Origin of the sequence: Microbacterium hibisci (assembly GCF_015278255.1) — a bacterium.
GTDB classification, from domain to species: Bacteria; Actinomycetota; Actinomycetes; order Actinomycetales; family Microbacteriaceae; genus Microbacterium; species Microbacterium hibisci.
In genome coordinates this window covers 209294-224320 of record NZ_JADIJC010000001.1, presented here as the reverse complement: position 1 = coordinate 224320, position 15027 = coordinate 209294, and the positions used below count along the sequence as shown (strand labels likewise).

Annotated in this window: 12 protein-coding genes; 2 read left to right on the top strand and 10 right to left on the bottom strand. The window is 70.6% G+C overall.

Features of this window, described 5'->3' with window-relative positions:
- Positions 1-5: 5 nt before the first annotated feature.
- Positions 6-3011 carry an excinuclease ABC subunit UvrA gene (uvrA, locus tag IM770_RS01060; RefSeq protein ID WP_372430624.1) on the bottom strand — a complete coding sequence of 1002 codons (3006 nt, stop codon included), beginning with the start codon at positions 3009-3011 and terminating at the stop codon, positions 6-8.
- A gap of 98 nt (positions 3012-3109) precedes the next feature.
- The gene (locus IM770_RS01055) at positions 3110-3553 is read right to left on the bottom strand and encodes a MarR family winged helix-turn-helix transcriptional regulator (RefSeq protein WP_203579288.1); all 444 of its coding nucleotides are present in this window, start codon (positions 3551-3553) and stop codon (positions 3110-3112) included.
- Positions 3554-3595: 42 nt separating this feature from the next.
- On the opposite strand from IM770_RS01055, the gene IM770_RS01050 reads away from it, so the two are divergent.
- Positions 3596-3850 (top strand): hypothetical protein, encoded by a 255-nt coding sequence (locus IM770_RS01050; protein ID WP_203579287.1) that lies wholly within the window; start codon positions 3596-3598, stop codon positions 3848-3850.
- A gap of 96 nt (positions 3851-3946) precedes the next feature.
- Here the strand turns inward: IM770_RS01050 and uvrB are convergent, their stop codons facing one another.
- From uvrB to coaE, 3 genes are all read right to left on the bottom strand, one after another.
- Entirely contained in the window at positions 3947-6028 is a 2082-nt protein-coding gene (gene uvrB / locus IM770_RS01045) for an excinuclease ABC subunit UvrB (RefSeq protein WP_203579286.1), read from the bottom strand.
- 80 nt (positions 6029-6108) lie between these two features.
- Entirely contained in the window at positions 6109-6777 is a 669-nt protein-coding gene (locus tag IM770_RS01040; RefSeq protein WP_203579285.1) for a hypothetical protein, read from the bottom strand.
- A 70-nt stretch (positions 6778-6847) separates the two neighbouring features.
- Entirely contained in the window at positions 6848-7492 is a 645-nt protein-coding gene (gene coaE / locus IM770_RS01035; protein WP_203579284.1) for a dephospho-CoA kinase, read from the bottom strand.
- A 561-nt stretch (positions 7493-8053) separates the two neighbouring features.
- On the opposite strand from coaE, the gene IM770_RS01030 reads away from it, so the two are divergent.
- Entirely contained in the window at positions 8054-8797 is a 744-nt protein-coding gene (locus IM770_RS01030; RefSeq protein WP_307785332.1) for a response regulator transcription factor, read from the top strand.
- 77 nt (positions 8798-8874) lie between these two features.
- Here the strand turns inward: IM770_RS01030 and IM770_RS01025 are convergent, their stop codons facing one another.
- From IM770_RS01025 to rpsA, 5 genes are all read right to left on the bottom strand, one after another.
- Positions 8875-10038, bottom strand: a complete 1164-nt coding sequence (locus IM770_RS01025) for a hypothetical protein (protein WP_203579282.1) — start codon at positions 10036-10038, stop codon at positions 8875-8877.
- Entirely contained in the window at positions 10035-11705 is a 1671-nt protein-coding gene (locus IM770_RS01020; protein WP_203579281.1) for a sensor histidine kinase, read from the bottom strand. The genes IM770_RS01025 and IM770_RS01020 overlap by 4 nt, the downstream gene beginning before the upstream one ends.
- 127 nt (positions 11706-11832) lie before the next feature.
- Complete coding sequence (locus IM770_RS01015; RefSeq protein ID WP_239065598.1) at positions 11833-12549, bottom strand: hypothetical protein; 717 nt, start codon at positions 12547-12549, stop codon at positions 11833-11835.
- 99 nt (positions 12550-12648) lie between these two features.
- Entirely contained in the window at positions 12649-13140 is a 492-nt protein-coding gene (locus tag IM770_RS01010; RefSeq protein ID WP_239065666.1) for a GIY-YIG nuclease family protein, read from the bottom strand.
- A 212-nt stretch (positions 13141-13352) separates the two neighbouring features.
- Complete coding sequence (gene rpsA, locus IM770_RS01005; RefSeq protein WP_109209313.1) at positions 13353-14801, bottom strand: 30S ribosomal protein S1; 1449 nt, start codon at positions 14799-14801, stop codon at positions 13353-13355.
- Between the last annotated feature and the right edge of the window lie 226 nt (positions 14802-15027).

Below are 15027 nucleotides of genomic sequence, written 5' to 3'. Positions count from 1 at the left end.
CCCGCTCAGCCGGCCTTGCGCACTTCGACCCGTTCGGCGTCCGCGGCGGCGTCGAGGTCGGCGCCGTCGCCGTCCGCCGTCGCGTGACCGGCGACCGCGTGGGTGGGCGCGCGGAGGCCGAGCACCTCGGCGAGGAACGCACCGGTGTGACTCGCGTCGACGCGCGCGACCTGCTCGGGGGTGCCCGTCGCGATCACCTGGCCGCCGCCGGCACCGCCCTCGGGACCGAGGTCGATCACCCAGTCGGAGGACTTGATGACGTCGAGGTTGTGCTCGATGACGATGACGGTGTTGCCCTTGTCGACGAGTCCGTTCAGCACCTCGAGGAGCTTGCGCACGTCTTCGAAGTGCAGACCCGTGGTCGGCTCGTCGAGCACATAGATGGAACGGCCGTTGGTGCGCCGCTGCAGTTCGGTGGCGAGCTTGACGCGCTGCGCCTCACCGCCCGAGAGCGTGGTGGCGGACTGGCCGAGCCGCACGTACCCGAGTCCGACGTCGACGAGCGTCTTGAGGTAGCGGTGGATCGCCTGGATCGGCTCGAAGAACTCCGCAGCCTCGGCGATCGGCATCTCGAGCACCTCGGCGATGTTCTTGCCCTTGTAGTGCACGGCGAGGGTGTCGCGGTTGTACCGCTTGCCGTGGCACACCTCGCAGTCGACGTAGACGTCGGGCAGGAAGTTCATCTCGATCTTGATCGTGCCGTCGCCCGAGCACGCCTCGCACCGGCCGCCCTTGACGTTGAAGCTGAAGCGGCCCGGCTGGTAGCCGCGCACCTTCGCCTCGGTCGTCTCGCTGAACAGCGTGCGGATGCGGTCGAACACTCCCGTGTAGGTCGCCGGGTTGGAGCGCGGCGTGCGGCCGATCGGCGCCTGGTCGACGTGCACCACCTTGTCGAGGTTCTCGAGTCCGGTGACGCGGGTGTGCTTGCCCGCGACCCGGCGGGCGCCGTTGAGGCGTGTCGCGAGGACCTGGTAGAGGATGCCGTTGACCAGGGACGACTTGCCCGATCCGCTCACGCCGGTGACCGAGGTGAGCACGCCCAGCGGGAAGTCGACCGTGACGTTCTTGAGATTGTTCTCGCGCGCGCCGACGACGGCGATCTGCCGCTTCTTGTCGATCTTGCGACGCTTCTTGGGCGTCGGGATCGCGCGGCGGCCCGAGAGGTAGTCGCCGGTGATCGACTCGCGATCGGCCAGGAGCTCGTCGATCGGGCCGGAGTGCACCACCTCGCCGCCGTTGACGCCGGCGCCCGGGCCGATGTCGACCACCCAGTCGGCGGCGTGGATGGTCTCTTCGTCGTGCTCGACGACGATGAGGGTGTTGCCGAGATCGCGCAGGGCGACGAGCGTCTCGATGAGCCGTCGGTTGTCGCGCTGGTGCAGGCCGATCGACGGCTCGTCCAGAACGTAGAGCACGCCGGTCAGCCCCGATCCGATCTGCGTCGCGAGCCGGATGCGCTGCGCCTCTCCGCCCGAGAGCGTCGCCGCTGCGCGGCTGAGGCTGAGGTAGTCGAGACCGACGCGGATGAGGAAGTCCAGGCGCAGCCGGATCTCGCGCAGCACCGCCGCAGCGATGGTCGCCTCGCGGTCGGTGAGCGTCAGGCGCGCGAAGTACTCGCGCGCCTCGCCGAGGCTCAGGCGTGAGGCATCCGCGATCGAGTGTCCGTGCACCTGGACCGCCAGCACCTCGGGCTTGAGGCGCGCGCCGTCGCACACCGGGCACGGCACCTCGCGCAGGTACTCCGACCAGCGCTGGCGCTGCGTGTCGGACTCGGCCTGCGTGTACTGGCGCTCGATGTAGGGCACGACGCCCTCGAACCCGGACGAGTAGCGCATCTCGCGCCCGTAGCGGTTCTTCCACCGCACGGTGACCTTGTAGTTCTCGCCGCGGAGAACCGCCTCCCGCACCGCCGCCGGCAGCTTCTTCCAGGGGGTGTCGAGCGAGAAGCCGAGGTCGCTGGCGAGCCCTTCGAGCAGGCGCTCGTAGTACTGGAACAGACCCTTGCCCTGCGTCGTCCACGGAATGAGGACGCCCTCACGGATCGACAGGTCCTCGTCGCCCAGCATCAGCTCGACGTCGACCGACATGCGGGTGCCGAGGCCGGAGCACGCGGGGCAGGCGCCGAAGGGCGCGTTGAACGAGAAGGTGCGGGGCTCGATCTCGGTGAGCTGCAGCGGGTGGCCGTTGGGGCACGCGAGCTTCTCGGAGAAGGACTGCCAGGCGGCGTCGCCTTCTTCGTCGACGAAGTTGACCTGCATCACGCCGCCCGCGAGCGACAGGGCCGTCTCGACCGAGTCTGTGACGCGGTCGAGGATCCCCGGGCCCGCGACGAGGCGGTCGACCACGACCGCGATGTCGTGCTTGTAGCTCTTCTTGAGGGCGGGCGGCTCGGCGAGCTGGATCATGTCGCCGTCGACGATGGCGCGGGCGTAGCCCTTCGCGCCGAGCTCCTTGAAGAGGTCGACGAACTCGCCCTTCTTCTGGCTCACCACCGGCGCGACGATCTGGTAGCGCGTGCGCTCGGGCAGCTCCATGAGCTGGTCGGCGATCTGCTGCACCGTCTGCCGCTGGATGACCTCGCCGCACTCCGGACAGTGCGGGATGCCGATGCGCGCCCACAGCAGGCGCATGTAGTCGTGGATCTCGGTGATCGTGCCCACCGTCGATCGCGGGTTGCGGTTGGTCGACTTCTGATCGATCGAGACGGCCGGGCTGAGACCCTCGATGAAGTCGACGTCGGGGCGGTCGACCTGGCCGAGGAACTGGCGCGCGTACGCGCTCAGCGACTCGACGTACCGGCGCTGGCCCTCGGCGAAGATCGTGTCGAACGCCAGGCTCGACTTGCCCGAGCCCGAGAGCCCCGTGAAGACGACCAGTGAATCGCGCGGGATGTCGAGGTCGACGTCCTTCAGATTGTGGACGCGGGCACCGCGGACGCTGAGCTTTCCGCTGGTGCCGCCGACGGCGTTTCCGGGCATGTTTCCAGGCAGGGCGACAGGGACGATGGGCACCAGACAAGTGTAGGCGGGGCCTCCGACATGGGCGCCGGAGAGCCTCCGTTCACAGGTTCGGCGCAGGTCATGCACCCGCACCGGGGCCGGAACCGGCGTCAGCGAGCTCCGGCGAACGGCTGCAGCGCGTCGCGGAGCGCGACGAGGGCCGCGGCATCCGTTCCGACGCTCTCCATCACGCGGGCCGGCACCTCCAGCGCGCGCTCGCGGAGCCGGCGCCCCGCATCGGTGAGTCCGACGTCGAGCACCCGCTCGTCGTCGCCGCGCCGCGAGCGGGTCACGAGGCCCTGCGCCTCGAGCCGCTTCACCAGGGGCGACAGCGTCGCGGGCTCGAGCGCCAGCTCGGCCGCGAGCTCGCGCAGCGAGCGGGGCGACCGTTCCCACAGCGCCAGCATGACGAGGTACTGCGGATGCGTGAGGCCCAGCGGCTCGAGGATCGGCCGATACATCCCGACGACGTTGCGCGCCGCGGTCACCAGCGCGAAGCACACCTGGTTGTCGAGCTTGAGCAGGTCGTCGGGGCTGAGGGCGGCATCTTGCACACCACGATCCTATCGTGGACGAATCATTAGTACACTAATGACATGCCAGAATCGGAAGCCGCACCCCGCGACCGTCGCCCCCTCCGCGAACGCGTCCGCGAGGCCGGCGGGTGGTACGCCTACATCAACGCGAACCTGATCCGCGCGGCCGGCCCGGCGGCCGTCGGCCCGTACGAGACGACTCCCCCGCCGAGCCCGGCGGAGCGTGCGGAGCGCGCGTGCCCGCTGTGCGGCGCTCCGATCTCGGAGCACATCTTCGACCGCTCGGGTCCGAAGCCGCTGATGCACTGCCCGTGACCCGCGCGGTGCACCCCGACCCTTGAGCGACGCCGGCGCCTGAGCCACGTCGGCGCCTAAGCCATGTCGAAGGGCGTCGCCCGCGACCGCGACCGGCTACGCGTGCCCGGCGCGCTCCATGGCGCGCAGCTCCTTCTTGAGGTCCTGCACCTCGTCGCGGAGCCGCGCCGCGAGCTCGAACTTCAGCTCGCCTGCCGCGGAGAGCATCTGCTGGCTGAGGTCGGCGATGGTCGCCTCGAGCTGCTCGGCGCCCTCGGCAGCGATGCCCTCGCGGCGCAGCTGCGGGGTCGGGCTCTTGCCCATGCCGGACTTGGTCTTCGCCGAGGCCTTGCCCCGCAGCATCCGATCCGTGTCGGATGCCTCGCGTGCGAGCACCTCGGTGATGTCGGCGATGCGCTTGCGCAGAGCCTGCGGCTCGATGCCGTTGGCGGTGTTGTACGCGATCTGCTTCTCACGACGCCGGTCGGTCTCTTCGATCGCCTTCGCCATCGAGTCGGTGACCGTGTCGGCGTACATGTGAACCTGACCCGACACGTTGCGGGCCGCACGGCCGATCGTCTGGATGAGCGAGGTGCCGCTGCGGAGGAACCCCTCCTTGTCGGCGTCGAGGATCGACACCAGCGACACCTCGGGCAGGTCGAGGCCCTCGCGCAGCAGGTTGATGCCGACCAGCACGTCGTAGACGCCCGCTCGCAGTTCGCTCAGCAGCTCGACGCGCCGCAGCGTGTCGACATCGGAGTGCAGGTAGCGCACGCGCACGCCGTGCTCGCCGAGGAAGTCGGTCAGCTCTTCGGCCATCTTCTTGGTGAGCGTCGTCACCAGCACGCGCTCGTCGCGCTCGACGCGGACGCGGATCTCTTCGAGGAGATCGTCGATCTGGCCCTTCGAGGGCTTCACCACGATCTCGGGGTCGACGAGTCCGGTCGGACGGATGATCTGCTCGACCACGCCGTCGGCGATCCCCATCTCGTATCGACCGGGGGTGGCGGAGAGGTAGACGGTCTGCCCGACGCGGTTCTTGAACTCGTCCCACCGCAGCGGGCGGTTGTCGAGCGCGCTGGGCAGCCGGAAGCCGTGCTCGACGAGGGTGCGCTTGCGGGATGCGTCGCCCTCGTACATCGCGCCGATCTGCGGCACGGTGACGTGCGACTCGTCGATCACCATGAGGAAGTCGTCGGGGAAGAAGTCCAGCAGCGTGTGCGGCGGCTCGCCCGGCATGCGGCCGTCGAGGTGGCGGGAGTAGTTCTCGATGCCCGAGCAGAAGCCGAGCTGCTGCAGCATCTCGAGGTCGAACGTCGTGCGCATCCGCAGGCGCTGGGCCTCGAGCAGCTTGTTCTGCGACTCCAGCTCTTTCAGGCGCTCCTCGAGCTCGTGCTCGATGGTGCCGATCGCCCGCTGCACGGTCTCGGTGCCGGCCGCGTAGTGGGTGGCGGGGAAGATCGGCACGGCATCCAGCCGCTGCACCACGTCGCCCGTGAGCGGGTGGAGCATGAAGAGCGCCTCGATCTCATCGCCGAACATCTCGATGCGGATCGCGTACTCCTCGTACACCGGGATGATCTCGATCGTGTCGCCGCGGACGCGGAAGTTGCCGCGCGAGAAGTCGACGTCGTTGCGGTTGTACTGCATCGCGATGAACTTGCGGATGAGGGCGTCGCGGTCGTACCGCTCCCCCACCTGCAGCGCCACCATCGCGCGCAAGTACTCCTCGGGCGAGCCGAGGCCGTAGATGCACGACACGGTGCTGACCACGACGACGTCGCGCCGGCTCAGCAGCGAGTTGGTCGTCGAGTGGCGCAGGCGCTCGACCTCGGCGTTGATCGAGGAGTCCTTCTCGATGAAGGTGTCGGTCTGCGGGACGTACGCCTCGGGCTGGTAGTAGTCGTAGTAGCTGACGAAGTACTCGACCGCGTTGTTCGGCATGAGCTCGCGGAACTCGTTCGCCAGCTGCGCGGCAAGGGTCTTGTTGTGCGCCAGCACGAGCGTCGGCCGCTGCACGGCCTCGACGAGCCACGCCGTCGTCGCCGACTTGCCGGTGCCGGTCGCGCCGAGCAGCACGACATCGGTCTCACCGGCGTTGATGCGGGCCGCCAGCTCGGCGATCGCCTGCGGCTGATCGCCCGACGGCGCGAATTCGCTCACGACCTCGAACGGCCGCACGGATCGAGTGGTCTGCACTGAACCAGCGTAGGCGGCACCCCCGACATCGGGGCCGCGTTCGCGATGAGCGGATGCCGCGACCGCCCCGCCTGAGAGGCTCAGCCTCCGAAGCCGCCCCCGCCGTCGAAACCGCCGAACCCTCCGCCGTCGAAGCCTCCGAAACCGCCGGAGTCGTACGCGCCCCCGCCGAACCCGCCGCCGTCGAAGCCTCCGAGGCCCGGATCGTACGTCTCGCCGACCCAGCCGGGCTCCGACGCGAGCTCCAGCGACCCGGCGCCGACCGTGAAGTAGGCCGCCACCGAGCTCGACAGCAGGAACTGGTTCGCGACGATGGTCAGGACGCCGACCTGCAGCAGCATCGCCCGCGTGTCGACCTGATCCCGGGGATCGCCGTCGAAGCGGCCGCGCGGATCGCCGTCGTCGACCGCGACAGCCGTCGCCGCAGGAGCCGCAGCGGCCCGGGTCGCGGCATCCGCCTCCGCCGCGCGCCGTGCACGGTGCTCTTCCGCACGCCGGACAAGGCGCGCGATGACGGTCGGGTCTTCGGCCGCCGCGTCGCGCTCGGACTCGGCGAGGAACGGGCGCAGCTGCTCGAACATCTGGCGCCGCCGCTCCGGCGGCACGTCGGCGAAGGCGGAGGCGTGCGCGCTCTCGATCACCGAGGCGGGAAGCGATCCGAGCAGATAGACGTAGCGCGCGATCTGCTCCTCTTCGGTCGCCGCGCGGTAGGGCGTCTTGCGCCGCCGGAATCTCGAGAGAACACCCATGGGACACCTCCTCGGCCTGTTCCCAGCCTACGCCGGGCGGCGGACGGAGGGTACGGACAAATACCCGGGATCAGACGCCCGTCGCGTGCTCGTCCGCGCGGGACGCGCGCCGCGACACGTGCTCCGCGAGGCGGTCCCACAGCTCGTCGGTCTGCCTCTCGGTGTCGGCGAGCGTGCCGGAGGTGTCGATCACGACGTCGGCCACCGCGAGCCGCGCCTCGTCCGAGACCTGCGAGGCCAGGCGGGCGGCGGCATCCGCCTCGGTCATCCCGCGCAGCTCTACCAGGCGCCGGCCGCGCACCTCGGACGGGGCGTGCGCCACGACGACGAGCTGCCACGGATCTCCGACACGGGCCTCCACCAGGAGCGGCACGTCGTAGACGACCACCGCCTCGGGATCGGCAGCGAAGGCCTCGGCGAAGCGGCGCGCGGACTCCGCGCGCACCGCCGGATGCACGATCGCGTTCAGCTGCGCGATCGCCGCCTCGTCACCGAACACCCGGCCGCCGAGCGCCGCGCGGTCCAATGATCCGTCCGGCTGCAGCATCCGCTCTCCGAACGCCTCCGCGATCGCGGCCAGCACCGGCGAGCCGGGCTGCTGCACCTCGCGCACGAGCTGGTCCGCGTCGACGACGACGGCGCCGTGCTCTGCCAGACGGCGGGCGATCGTGGACTTTCCCGAGGCGATGCCTCCGGTGAGGGCGACGAGCGGCATGGATCGAGCATGCCATGCCGGTCCCGCCGCGCGCGCAGGACGGCCCCGCCGCGCTCGGCACCCCCTCGCCAAGCCTGTGCGGTTCCTGAGGAGCGCTTGAGCGGGTGTTGAGGGGTCGACGGTAGCGTCGGGGGCACCCGAAGGACAGATCCACACCGTGCGGAACTGGGGAGGGGCGGACATGGAAGGCGAACGCGACATCGTGGCGTTCGACGACTGGCCGCCCCGCCGCACACACCGCATCGCGCGTCCGAGCGACGCCAGGTGCGGAGGGATCGTCCAGAGGTGCGGACGAGCTGCGCGCGTGGGGACGACTGCAGCTCAGGTCCGTGCACCGAGGACGCGCGCGGGGCGGGATGTGGGGAGATCTCCCGCCCTCCGCGCGGCCTGTCTCTCCGGCGGGACGCCGGATGGACGCGAGCCGGGCCTCGTCGCCCGCCGCCGGTCCGGGTCGTCCTGCTGATGAGTGCTCCCGCGCACCCGTTCCGGACCGCGTTCTGGGATATCATGACCGACGTCCAGGATCCGTCCTCCGCAACAGCGGATCCGGGGGGTGCATCGGTGGAGGAATCGCGCGTCGCGGTGGTGATCGAGGACGAGGAAGACATCCGCTCTCTCCTGTCCACGGTTCTCGCCCAGGCGGGATTCGACGTGCACGGCGCCGCCAACGGCGCGGACGGTGTCGACCTGGTCCGCGAGCACCGGCCCCTGGTGACCACGCTCGACGTGAACATGCCCGGCATGGACGGATTCGAGACCGCGAAGCGCATCCGCGCGATCAGCTCGACGTACATCGTGATGCTGAGCGCACGCACCGAGGAGATCGACGCGCTGCAGGGTCTGGAGGCCGGCGCCGACGACTACGTCGCCAAGCCGTTCCGCCCGCGGGAGCTGCGAGCGCGCATCGACGCGATGCTGCGCCGGCCGCGCCACGTCGCACCCTCGGACGACGCCGAGCCGGCGGCATCCGCCCCGTCCGACGGCGTGTGGCTCGAGCACCACGGCCTGCGCCTGAACGCCGAGACCCACCTCGTCACCGTCGACGGCGAGGACGTCGAGCTGACGCGCAGCGAGTTCGACATCCTCGCCGACCTGCTGGTGGCGGGACGGCGCGTCCGGGCGAAGTCCGATCTCGCCCTCATGCTGCGCGGCGACCAGTACGCCGTCAGCGACTTCGTCTCCGACAGCGACGCCCGCGCGATCGAGGTGCACATGGCGAATCTGCGCCGCAAGCTCGGCGAGTCGCCTTCGCAGCCGAGGTGGATCGAGACGGTCCGCGGCGTCGGCTACCGCCTCACGGCGTGACCGCCGTGACCCGCACCGGCCTCCCGCTGTCACGATCCCGCCGCCGGTGACCAGCTGCGGAGGGACGGATGCCGTGGCTACCCTTCGTCGACGAGCACCGACGTCTCCACGTTGGCGGCGGCACGGCTCGCCGCCTCGCGCGCGACGCGGACGAGCTCGGCGGGGTCGTAGCCCACGGTCTCGCTGAGCGCCACGCCCACGCCGACGACGGGGATCACTCCCCCGCCGACCTTGCCGAGCTCGTCGAACAGCCCGCGGTAGATCGCCCCGGCCTGACGACGGGCGTCCTGTGCGGAGGCGACGGCCAGGCCCAGGATCAGGCCCGTCGGGCCGTCCTCGGCGACCACGGCGTTGGTCGGTGCATAGCGTCGCACCCCGGTGCGCCACGTCGCGGCCACCGATCCGGCGACGTCGCTGCCGAAGGCCGTCGAGATCTGGTCGAGGTCGTCCAGGCGCACGGCCGTGACCGCCACCGTCTCGCCGCGTGCGGCCGCGCGGCTGCACAAGCCGTCGAGGACGAGCGCGAACGAGTCGTCGCCGACGATGCCGTGCGCCACGTCCGCCGTGACCGCGTCGCGCAGGTAGCCGCGCATCGGCGCGCGGCTCGCCCGCAGGACCGAGGTCACCACGACCGCGACGATCGTGAGCGTCACCGTCAGGAAGCTCGTGCTGATCGTGCCGAAAGCCGCCTCGAACAGCGCACTGTCGGGCCCGGAGGTGACGAACGCGGTGGTGCGCGAGACGTAGTAGAGCGACTGGAAGCCGAGCACGGCGCCGAGCACCCAGGCGGTGCGCGACTCGCGCATCTCGCCGCGGAGGCACTCGACGGAGCCGGCGCCGGCGAACACCAGCAGCGGCACGAACATCCACAGCGCGCCGGCCCAGTCTCCGCCGCCCGGACCCTCGACCGCCACCGCGACACCGGCGGCCAGCACGGCGGCAGCCACGAGCAGCGACGACCAGCGCATGCGCCGTCCGTTGAAGCGGCGGCATCCGAGCCACATGCAGCCCGTCCCGGCGACGAAGGCGGCGTTGCCGACGGCCACGGCCCACCACGCGCCGTCGATCCGGATCCACACCGTGTAGGCGAGCGTGGTCAGCATGGCGCCGAGGAACGCGACCGACCAGATGCGACCGGCGCCCTCGTCGCGGCGCAGCAGCGTCTCGAGGATGAACAGCACCCCGCTCACGTTGACGACCAGTGCGGTGAAGACCAGCACGGAGGTGAGGTCGAGGCTCATTCCGCATCTCCTTCCGGGGCGACCGCCGGCAGCTTGACGATGAACGTGGATCCGACTCCCGGCGCGCTGTGAAGGGCGAGATCGCCGCCGTGCGCCCGCACGATGTCGCGCGTGATCGCGAGACCCAGGCCCGTGCCCGCGCGGCGCTCGCCGCCCGCCTTATAGAACCGCTGGAACAGCCGTGAGCGGTCGGCGTCCGAGATCCCGACCCCGGTGTCGCGCACGAGGATCCAGCTCGAGGCGCCGTCGCTCGTCGTGCCCACGAACACCGTGCCGCCGTCCTTGTTGTACGCGATCGCGTTCGATATCAGGTTGTCGAGCACCTGCCGCAGCCGCAGCGGGTCGGCCCACGCCGTCGCCGGCTCCAGCCCCGTGGTGTCGACGCTGATCGCCCGGGCCGCGGCACGCGGCAGCGCGTCGGTGGCTGCGGCCCGCACCAGATCCTGCGCATCCAGCAGCTGCGGAGTGAGGGATGCCTCGACCGACGTCGGCGACGAGCTCGAGGCCGCGAGGATGTCGGCGACGATGCGCAGCAGCCGCTCGGCGTTGCGCTCGGCGATGTCGAGGCCGGCCCGGACGTCATCGGGCGTGTCCGGGTCCTCGATCGCGAGGTCGAGGTAGCCCAGGATCGAGGTGAGCGGGGTGCGGAGCTCGTGCGACACCGAGGCGACCAGCTCGTCGCGGGCGCGCAGCGCGGTCAGCTCGGCGGTGACATCGCGCGAGATCACGACGGCGCCGGCATCGCCGCCGTCGGGGTCGGTGATCCTCCGCGCGGTGATGGTGAGCGCGCGGCGCGGTCCCGGCTCCACGCCGAACCACACGATCTGGTCGTCGAAAGCCTCGCCGCGCCGCGCCCGCTCGAGGGGCAGCTCGTCCGACGGGAGCGGCGCGCTCCCGTCGTCGCGGAACGCCGGCACCTCCGCCCCGTCGTCGGGCTCGAGTCCCTGCTGAAGACGTCCGTGGGCGTCGTTGGTGATCGCGACGCGCCCGTCGGCGCCGATGCGCACGACACCGAAGTCCACCGCGTCGAGCACCTCCGTGACCACCTGCTCCTGACGCCGGGTTCGCGCCAGGATGCTGCGCAGCAGCTCGGACTGCTTGGCCAGCAGCATCCGCTGCGCATCGGAACGCCGCGCGTTCAGGTGGCTCGTCGCAGCGACCGCGAACAGCACGAGGGGCAGCAGGAAGGTGCGGTAGGTCACCTCGGTCGCGCTGAGCGCGGTGAGCACGCTGACGATGCCCGCGATCGCGACGATCACGCCGAACAGCCCCAGCATCCCGAACCCCGCGGCGAGCCAGGTCGTCGGAAAGATCCAGAGCAGGCCCAGGACGGTGTCGGGCGCCGCGATCTGCATCAACGTGATGGCGACGATGTCGACGGCCGGCACGACGGCGACCCACCCGTAGGACAGGCTCTTCCACGGCACGATCAGCGTCGCGGCGGTCACCGCCACCACCACGACGACGCCCGCGAAGAACAGCACCGGGTCGCCGACGAACGGCCCGACCGCCACCAGCACGCCGAGCACGAAGACGACCGCGGCCAGCAGCAGCTGGTTGAGCATCGCGGTCCGGTCGCGCGTGCGATCGGCGCCTTCCGGCGCGGTACCGGTCAGGCGCGCGCGCACGGTGGACACGCGCGGTCGGCCCGGCGTCGCGGCGGTCATACCGCGAAGGTAACGGATGCCGGGGGCCGGTGCGACACGGCGCGCTCGCCGGACGGCGCCGCGGCAGCGGCGAGACGGCGGGGCGCCGGCGGTGCCGGACGCGCGTCAGCGCGCCCGGCGCACCGGCTCAGAACCCGAAGTCGCCGCCCCCGAAGTCTCCGAAGCCGCCCATGTCGCCTGCCGCGGCGTCGCCGCCCCAGCCCGAGCCGGGGTCGCCGCCCCAGCCGGCACCCGAGTCGGCGCCGGCGTCCGCGCCGGCGTCGGAACCGGCCTCCGCACCACTGTCGCCCGAGCCGTCCTCGGCGCCCGAGCCGTCCTGGTAGCCCTGGTCGTACGCGAGGCCGGGCGCCAGGAAGGAGCTCACCAGCGCCGAGCCGATGACGTACCCGACGACCGTGCCCAGGATCGACGAGCCCAGCATCGAGCCGAACGAGGGTCCGCCGCCCTGGCGCTGGGGTCCGAGCGTCCGCTCCATGAACCCGGGATTCTGATACTCGGCGCGCGTGGCGGCTCGGGCCAGGGTCTGCGGGTCGGTCGAGCGCGGCTGCTCGTACTGCGGGAGACCGGCCGAGAGGTCGGCGAGCACCTGCTGACGTTGCGGCTCGGTGAGCTTGGCGAACGCCTCGGCGTGCACCTGCTCGATGGTCTCGGGCGGCGCGGTCCTCAGCAGGTACCGGTAGCGCTCGATCGCGATCTCGTCCTCGCTGCGCGGCGGCTGCATGCCGGGGCTCTGCGTCCCCCGAGCATGCCCGCCCGGCGCCTGGGCACCGTACGGGTTCTGTGGCACGGGCGGGCTCTGCCGCGCATCGTCCGAGCCGCCGAAGAGTCGGTCGAGGAATCCCATGTCTGCTCCGTCGTCTGAGGGGTGCGGGTGGATCACACCGTAGGCGCGGATCCTCTGAACCCGCTGAGGCTTGACGCCCGTTCTCCCACAGCGTACGAATCAGCCGCGTGCGGCGAGGGCCTCGCTCAGCCAGCGCGCGTGGAGCTCCCAGGGGTCGTCGATCCCGGTGGCGAGCACCGCGACGTGCGCGACCAGCGCCTCGGAGGCCTGGAACCACTCGGTGCCCGCGAATCGATCAGCCGCGAACTGGATGTGCCGGCGCTGCTCGAGCGCGCGTCCGCCGCGCTCGAATGCCAGCAGCTCGTCGTGCCAGATCGCGCCGAACCGCTGCCTCGGATTGCCGCTCGTGCCGATCTTGATGCGGTCGGCGTACCGCAGGTAGTACACGACGTCGACCCGCGGCGGTGCGATGTCGTCATCGGGGATGTCGCCGTACCTCCACTCGCAGACGGCGCACAACCACCCCGACGCGTAGCGGGTGCCGAGCCGCGAGCCGCACAGCCGGCACGGTGCCGGGAGCACGTCGGTGACGCCGTACTCGGCCGCACCCCAGTCCGCGGCCACCGCGAGGTGCATCTCGCAGAGCGGCATCGGCGCGTCGGCCGGCACCGTGCCGCGGCATCCGTCATCGTCCACCAGGCAGCGGCGGGCAGGGGGGTTCGCGGGCACATCGGGAGGGTACCCGGCACCGCCGACACCGCGACCCACGCACTCGCAGCCGGGTACGCGAAAGGGCCGTCACCCGGAGGTGACGGCCCTTTCGGAACCAGGTTCTTCAGAGAACCGAGGCGCTCAGCTCAGGATCAGCGACCCGAGAGCTTCTCGCGCAGGGCGGCGAGGGCCTCGTCGTCGGCCAGCGTGCCCGCGGGGCCGCTGTCGGACGAGTAGGACGACGCGCCGGTCTCGACCGGGGCGTTCGCCTCGGCCTCGAGCGCCTTGGCGACGGCGGCCTTGTGGGCCTCCCAGCGAGCGTGGGCAGCCGCGTACTCCTGCTCCCACTTCTCGCGCTGCTCGTCGAAGCCCTCGAGCCAGGCGTTCGTCTCGGGGTCGAAGCCCTCGGGGTACTTGTACTCGCCGTTCTCGTCGTACTCCGTGACCATGCCGTACAGGGCCGGGTCGAACTCGGTGCCGTTGGGGTCGACCGACTCGTTCGCCTGCTTGAGCGAGAGCGAGATGCGGCGACGCTCGAGGTCGATGTCGATGATCTTGACGAAGACCTCTTCGCCGACCGACACGACCTGCTCGGCGAGCTCGACGTGCTTGCCCGACAGCTCCGAGATGTGCACCAGGCCCTCGATGCCGTCCGCGACGCGCACGAACGCACCGAACGGAACGAGCTTGGTGACCTTGCCCGGTGCCACCTGGCCGATCGCGTGCGTGCGGGCGAAGACCTGCCACGGGTCCTCCTGCGTCGCCTTCAGCGACAGCGAGACGCGCTCGCGGTCGAGGTCGACCTCGAGGATCTCGACGGTGACCTCCTGGCCGACCTCGACGACCTCGGACGCGTGCTCGATGTGCTTCCACGAGAGCTCCGAGACGTGGACGAGACCGTCGACGCCACCGAGGTCGACGAACGCACCGAAGTTGACGATCGACGAGACCGTGCCCTTGCGGACCTGGCCCTTGTGGAGGTTGTTGAGGAACGTGGTGCGCGACTCGGACTGCGTCTGCTCGAGCAGGGCGCGGCGCGAGAGCACGACGTTGTTGCGGTTCTTGTCGAGCTCGAGGATCTTGGCCTCGATCTCCTGGCCGAGGTACGGCGTGAGGTCGCGGACGCGGCGCAGCTCGATGAGCGAGGCCGGGAGGAAGCCGCGGAGGCCGATGTCGACGATGAGACCACCCTTGACGACCTCGATGACCTGACCGGTCACGACACCGTCGTTCTCCTTGATCTTCTCGACGTCGCCCCACGCGCGCTCGTACTGGGCGCGCTTCTTGGAGAGGATGAGGCGGCCTTCCTTGTCCTCCTTCTGGAGAACGAGGGCTTCGACCTCGTCGCCGACCTTGACGACCTCGTTGGGGTCGACGTCATGCTTGATGGAGAGCTCGCGCGAGGGGATGACGCCCTCGGTCTTGTAGCCGACGTCGAGGAGGACCTCGTCGCGGTCGATCTTCACCACGGTGCCCTCGATCAGGTCGCCGTCGTTGAAGAACTTCAGAGTCTTCTCGACCGCGGCCAGGAAGTCCTCAGCAGATCCGATGTCGTTGATCGCGACCTGCTTGGTGGCCGGGGCGGTCGTTGCGGTAGTCATGTAGTGGGTTGTCCTTGTTGGGTTGGGTACTCGGGCCCCAGCTCTCACCGGCAGCCGGCCGCGCGAGCGCGAACGGATGCCTCCAGCCGAGGCGAAGCGGATTTTCTTGCGATGCCACTCGGACCCTTGCGGATCCGGTCACCGGCGCGAACCGGAACTCAGGCGTGGCGAAACAGCCACACGAGTGACACTCCAGGGTAACAGAACGCCGGGGTTCGCCGCGATC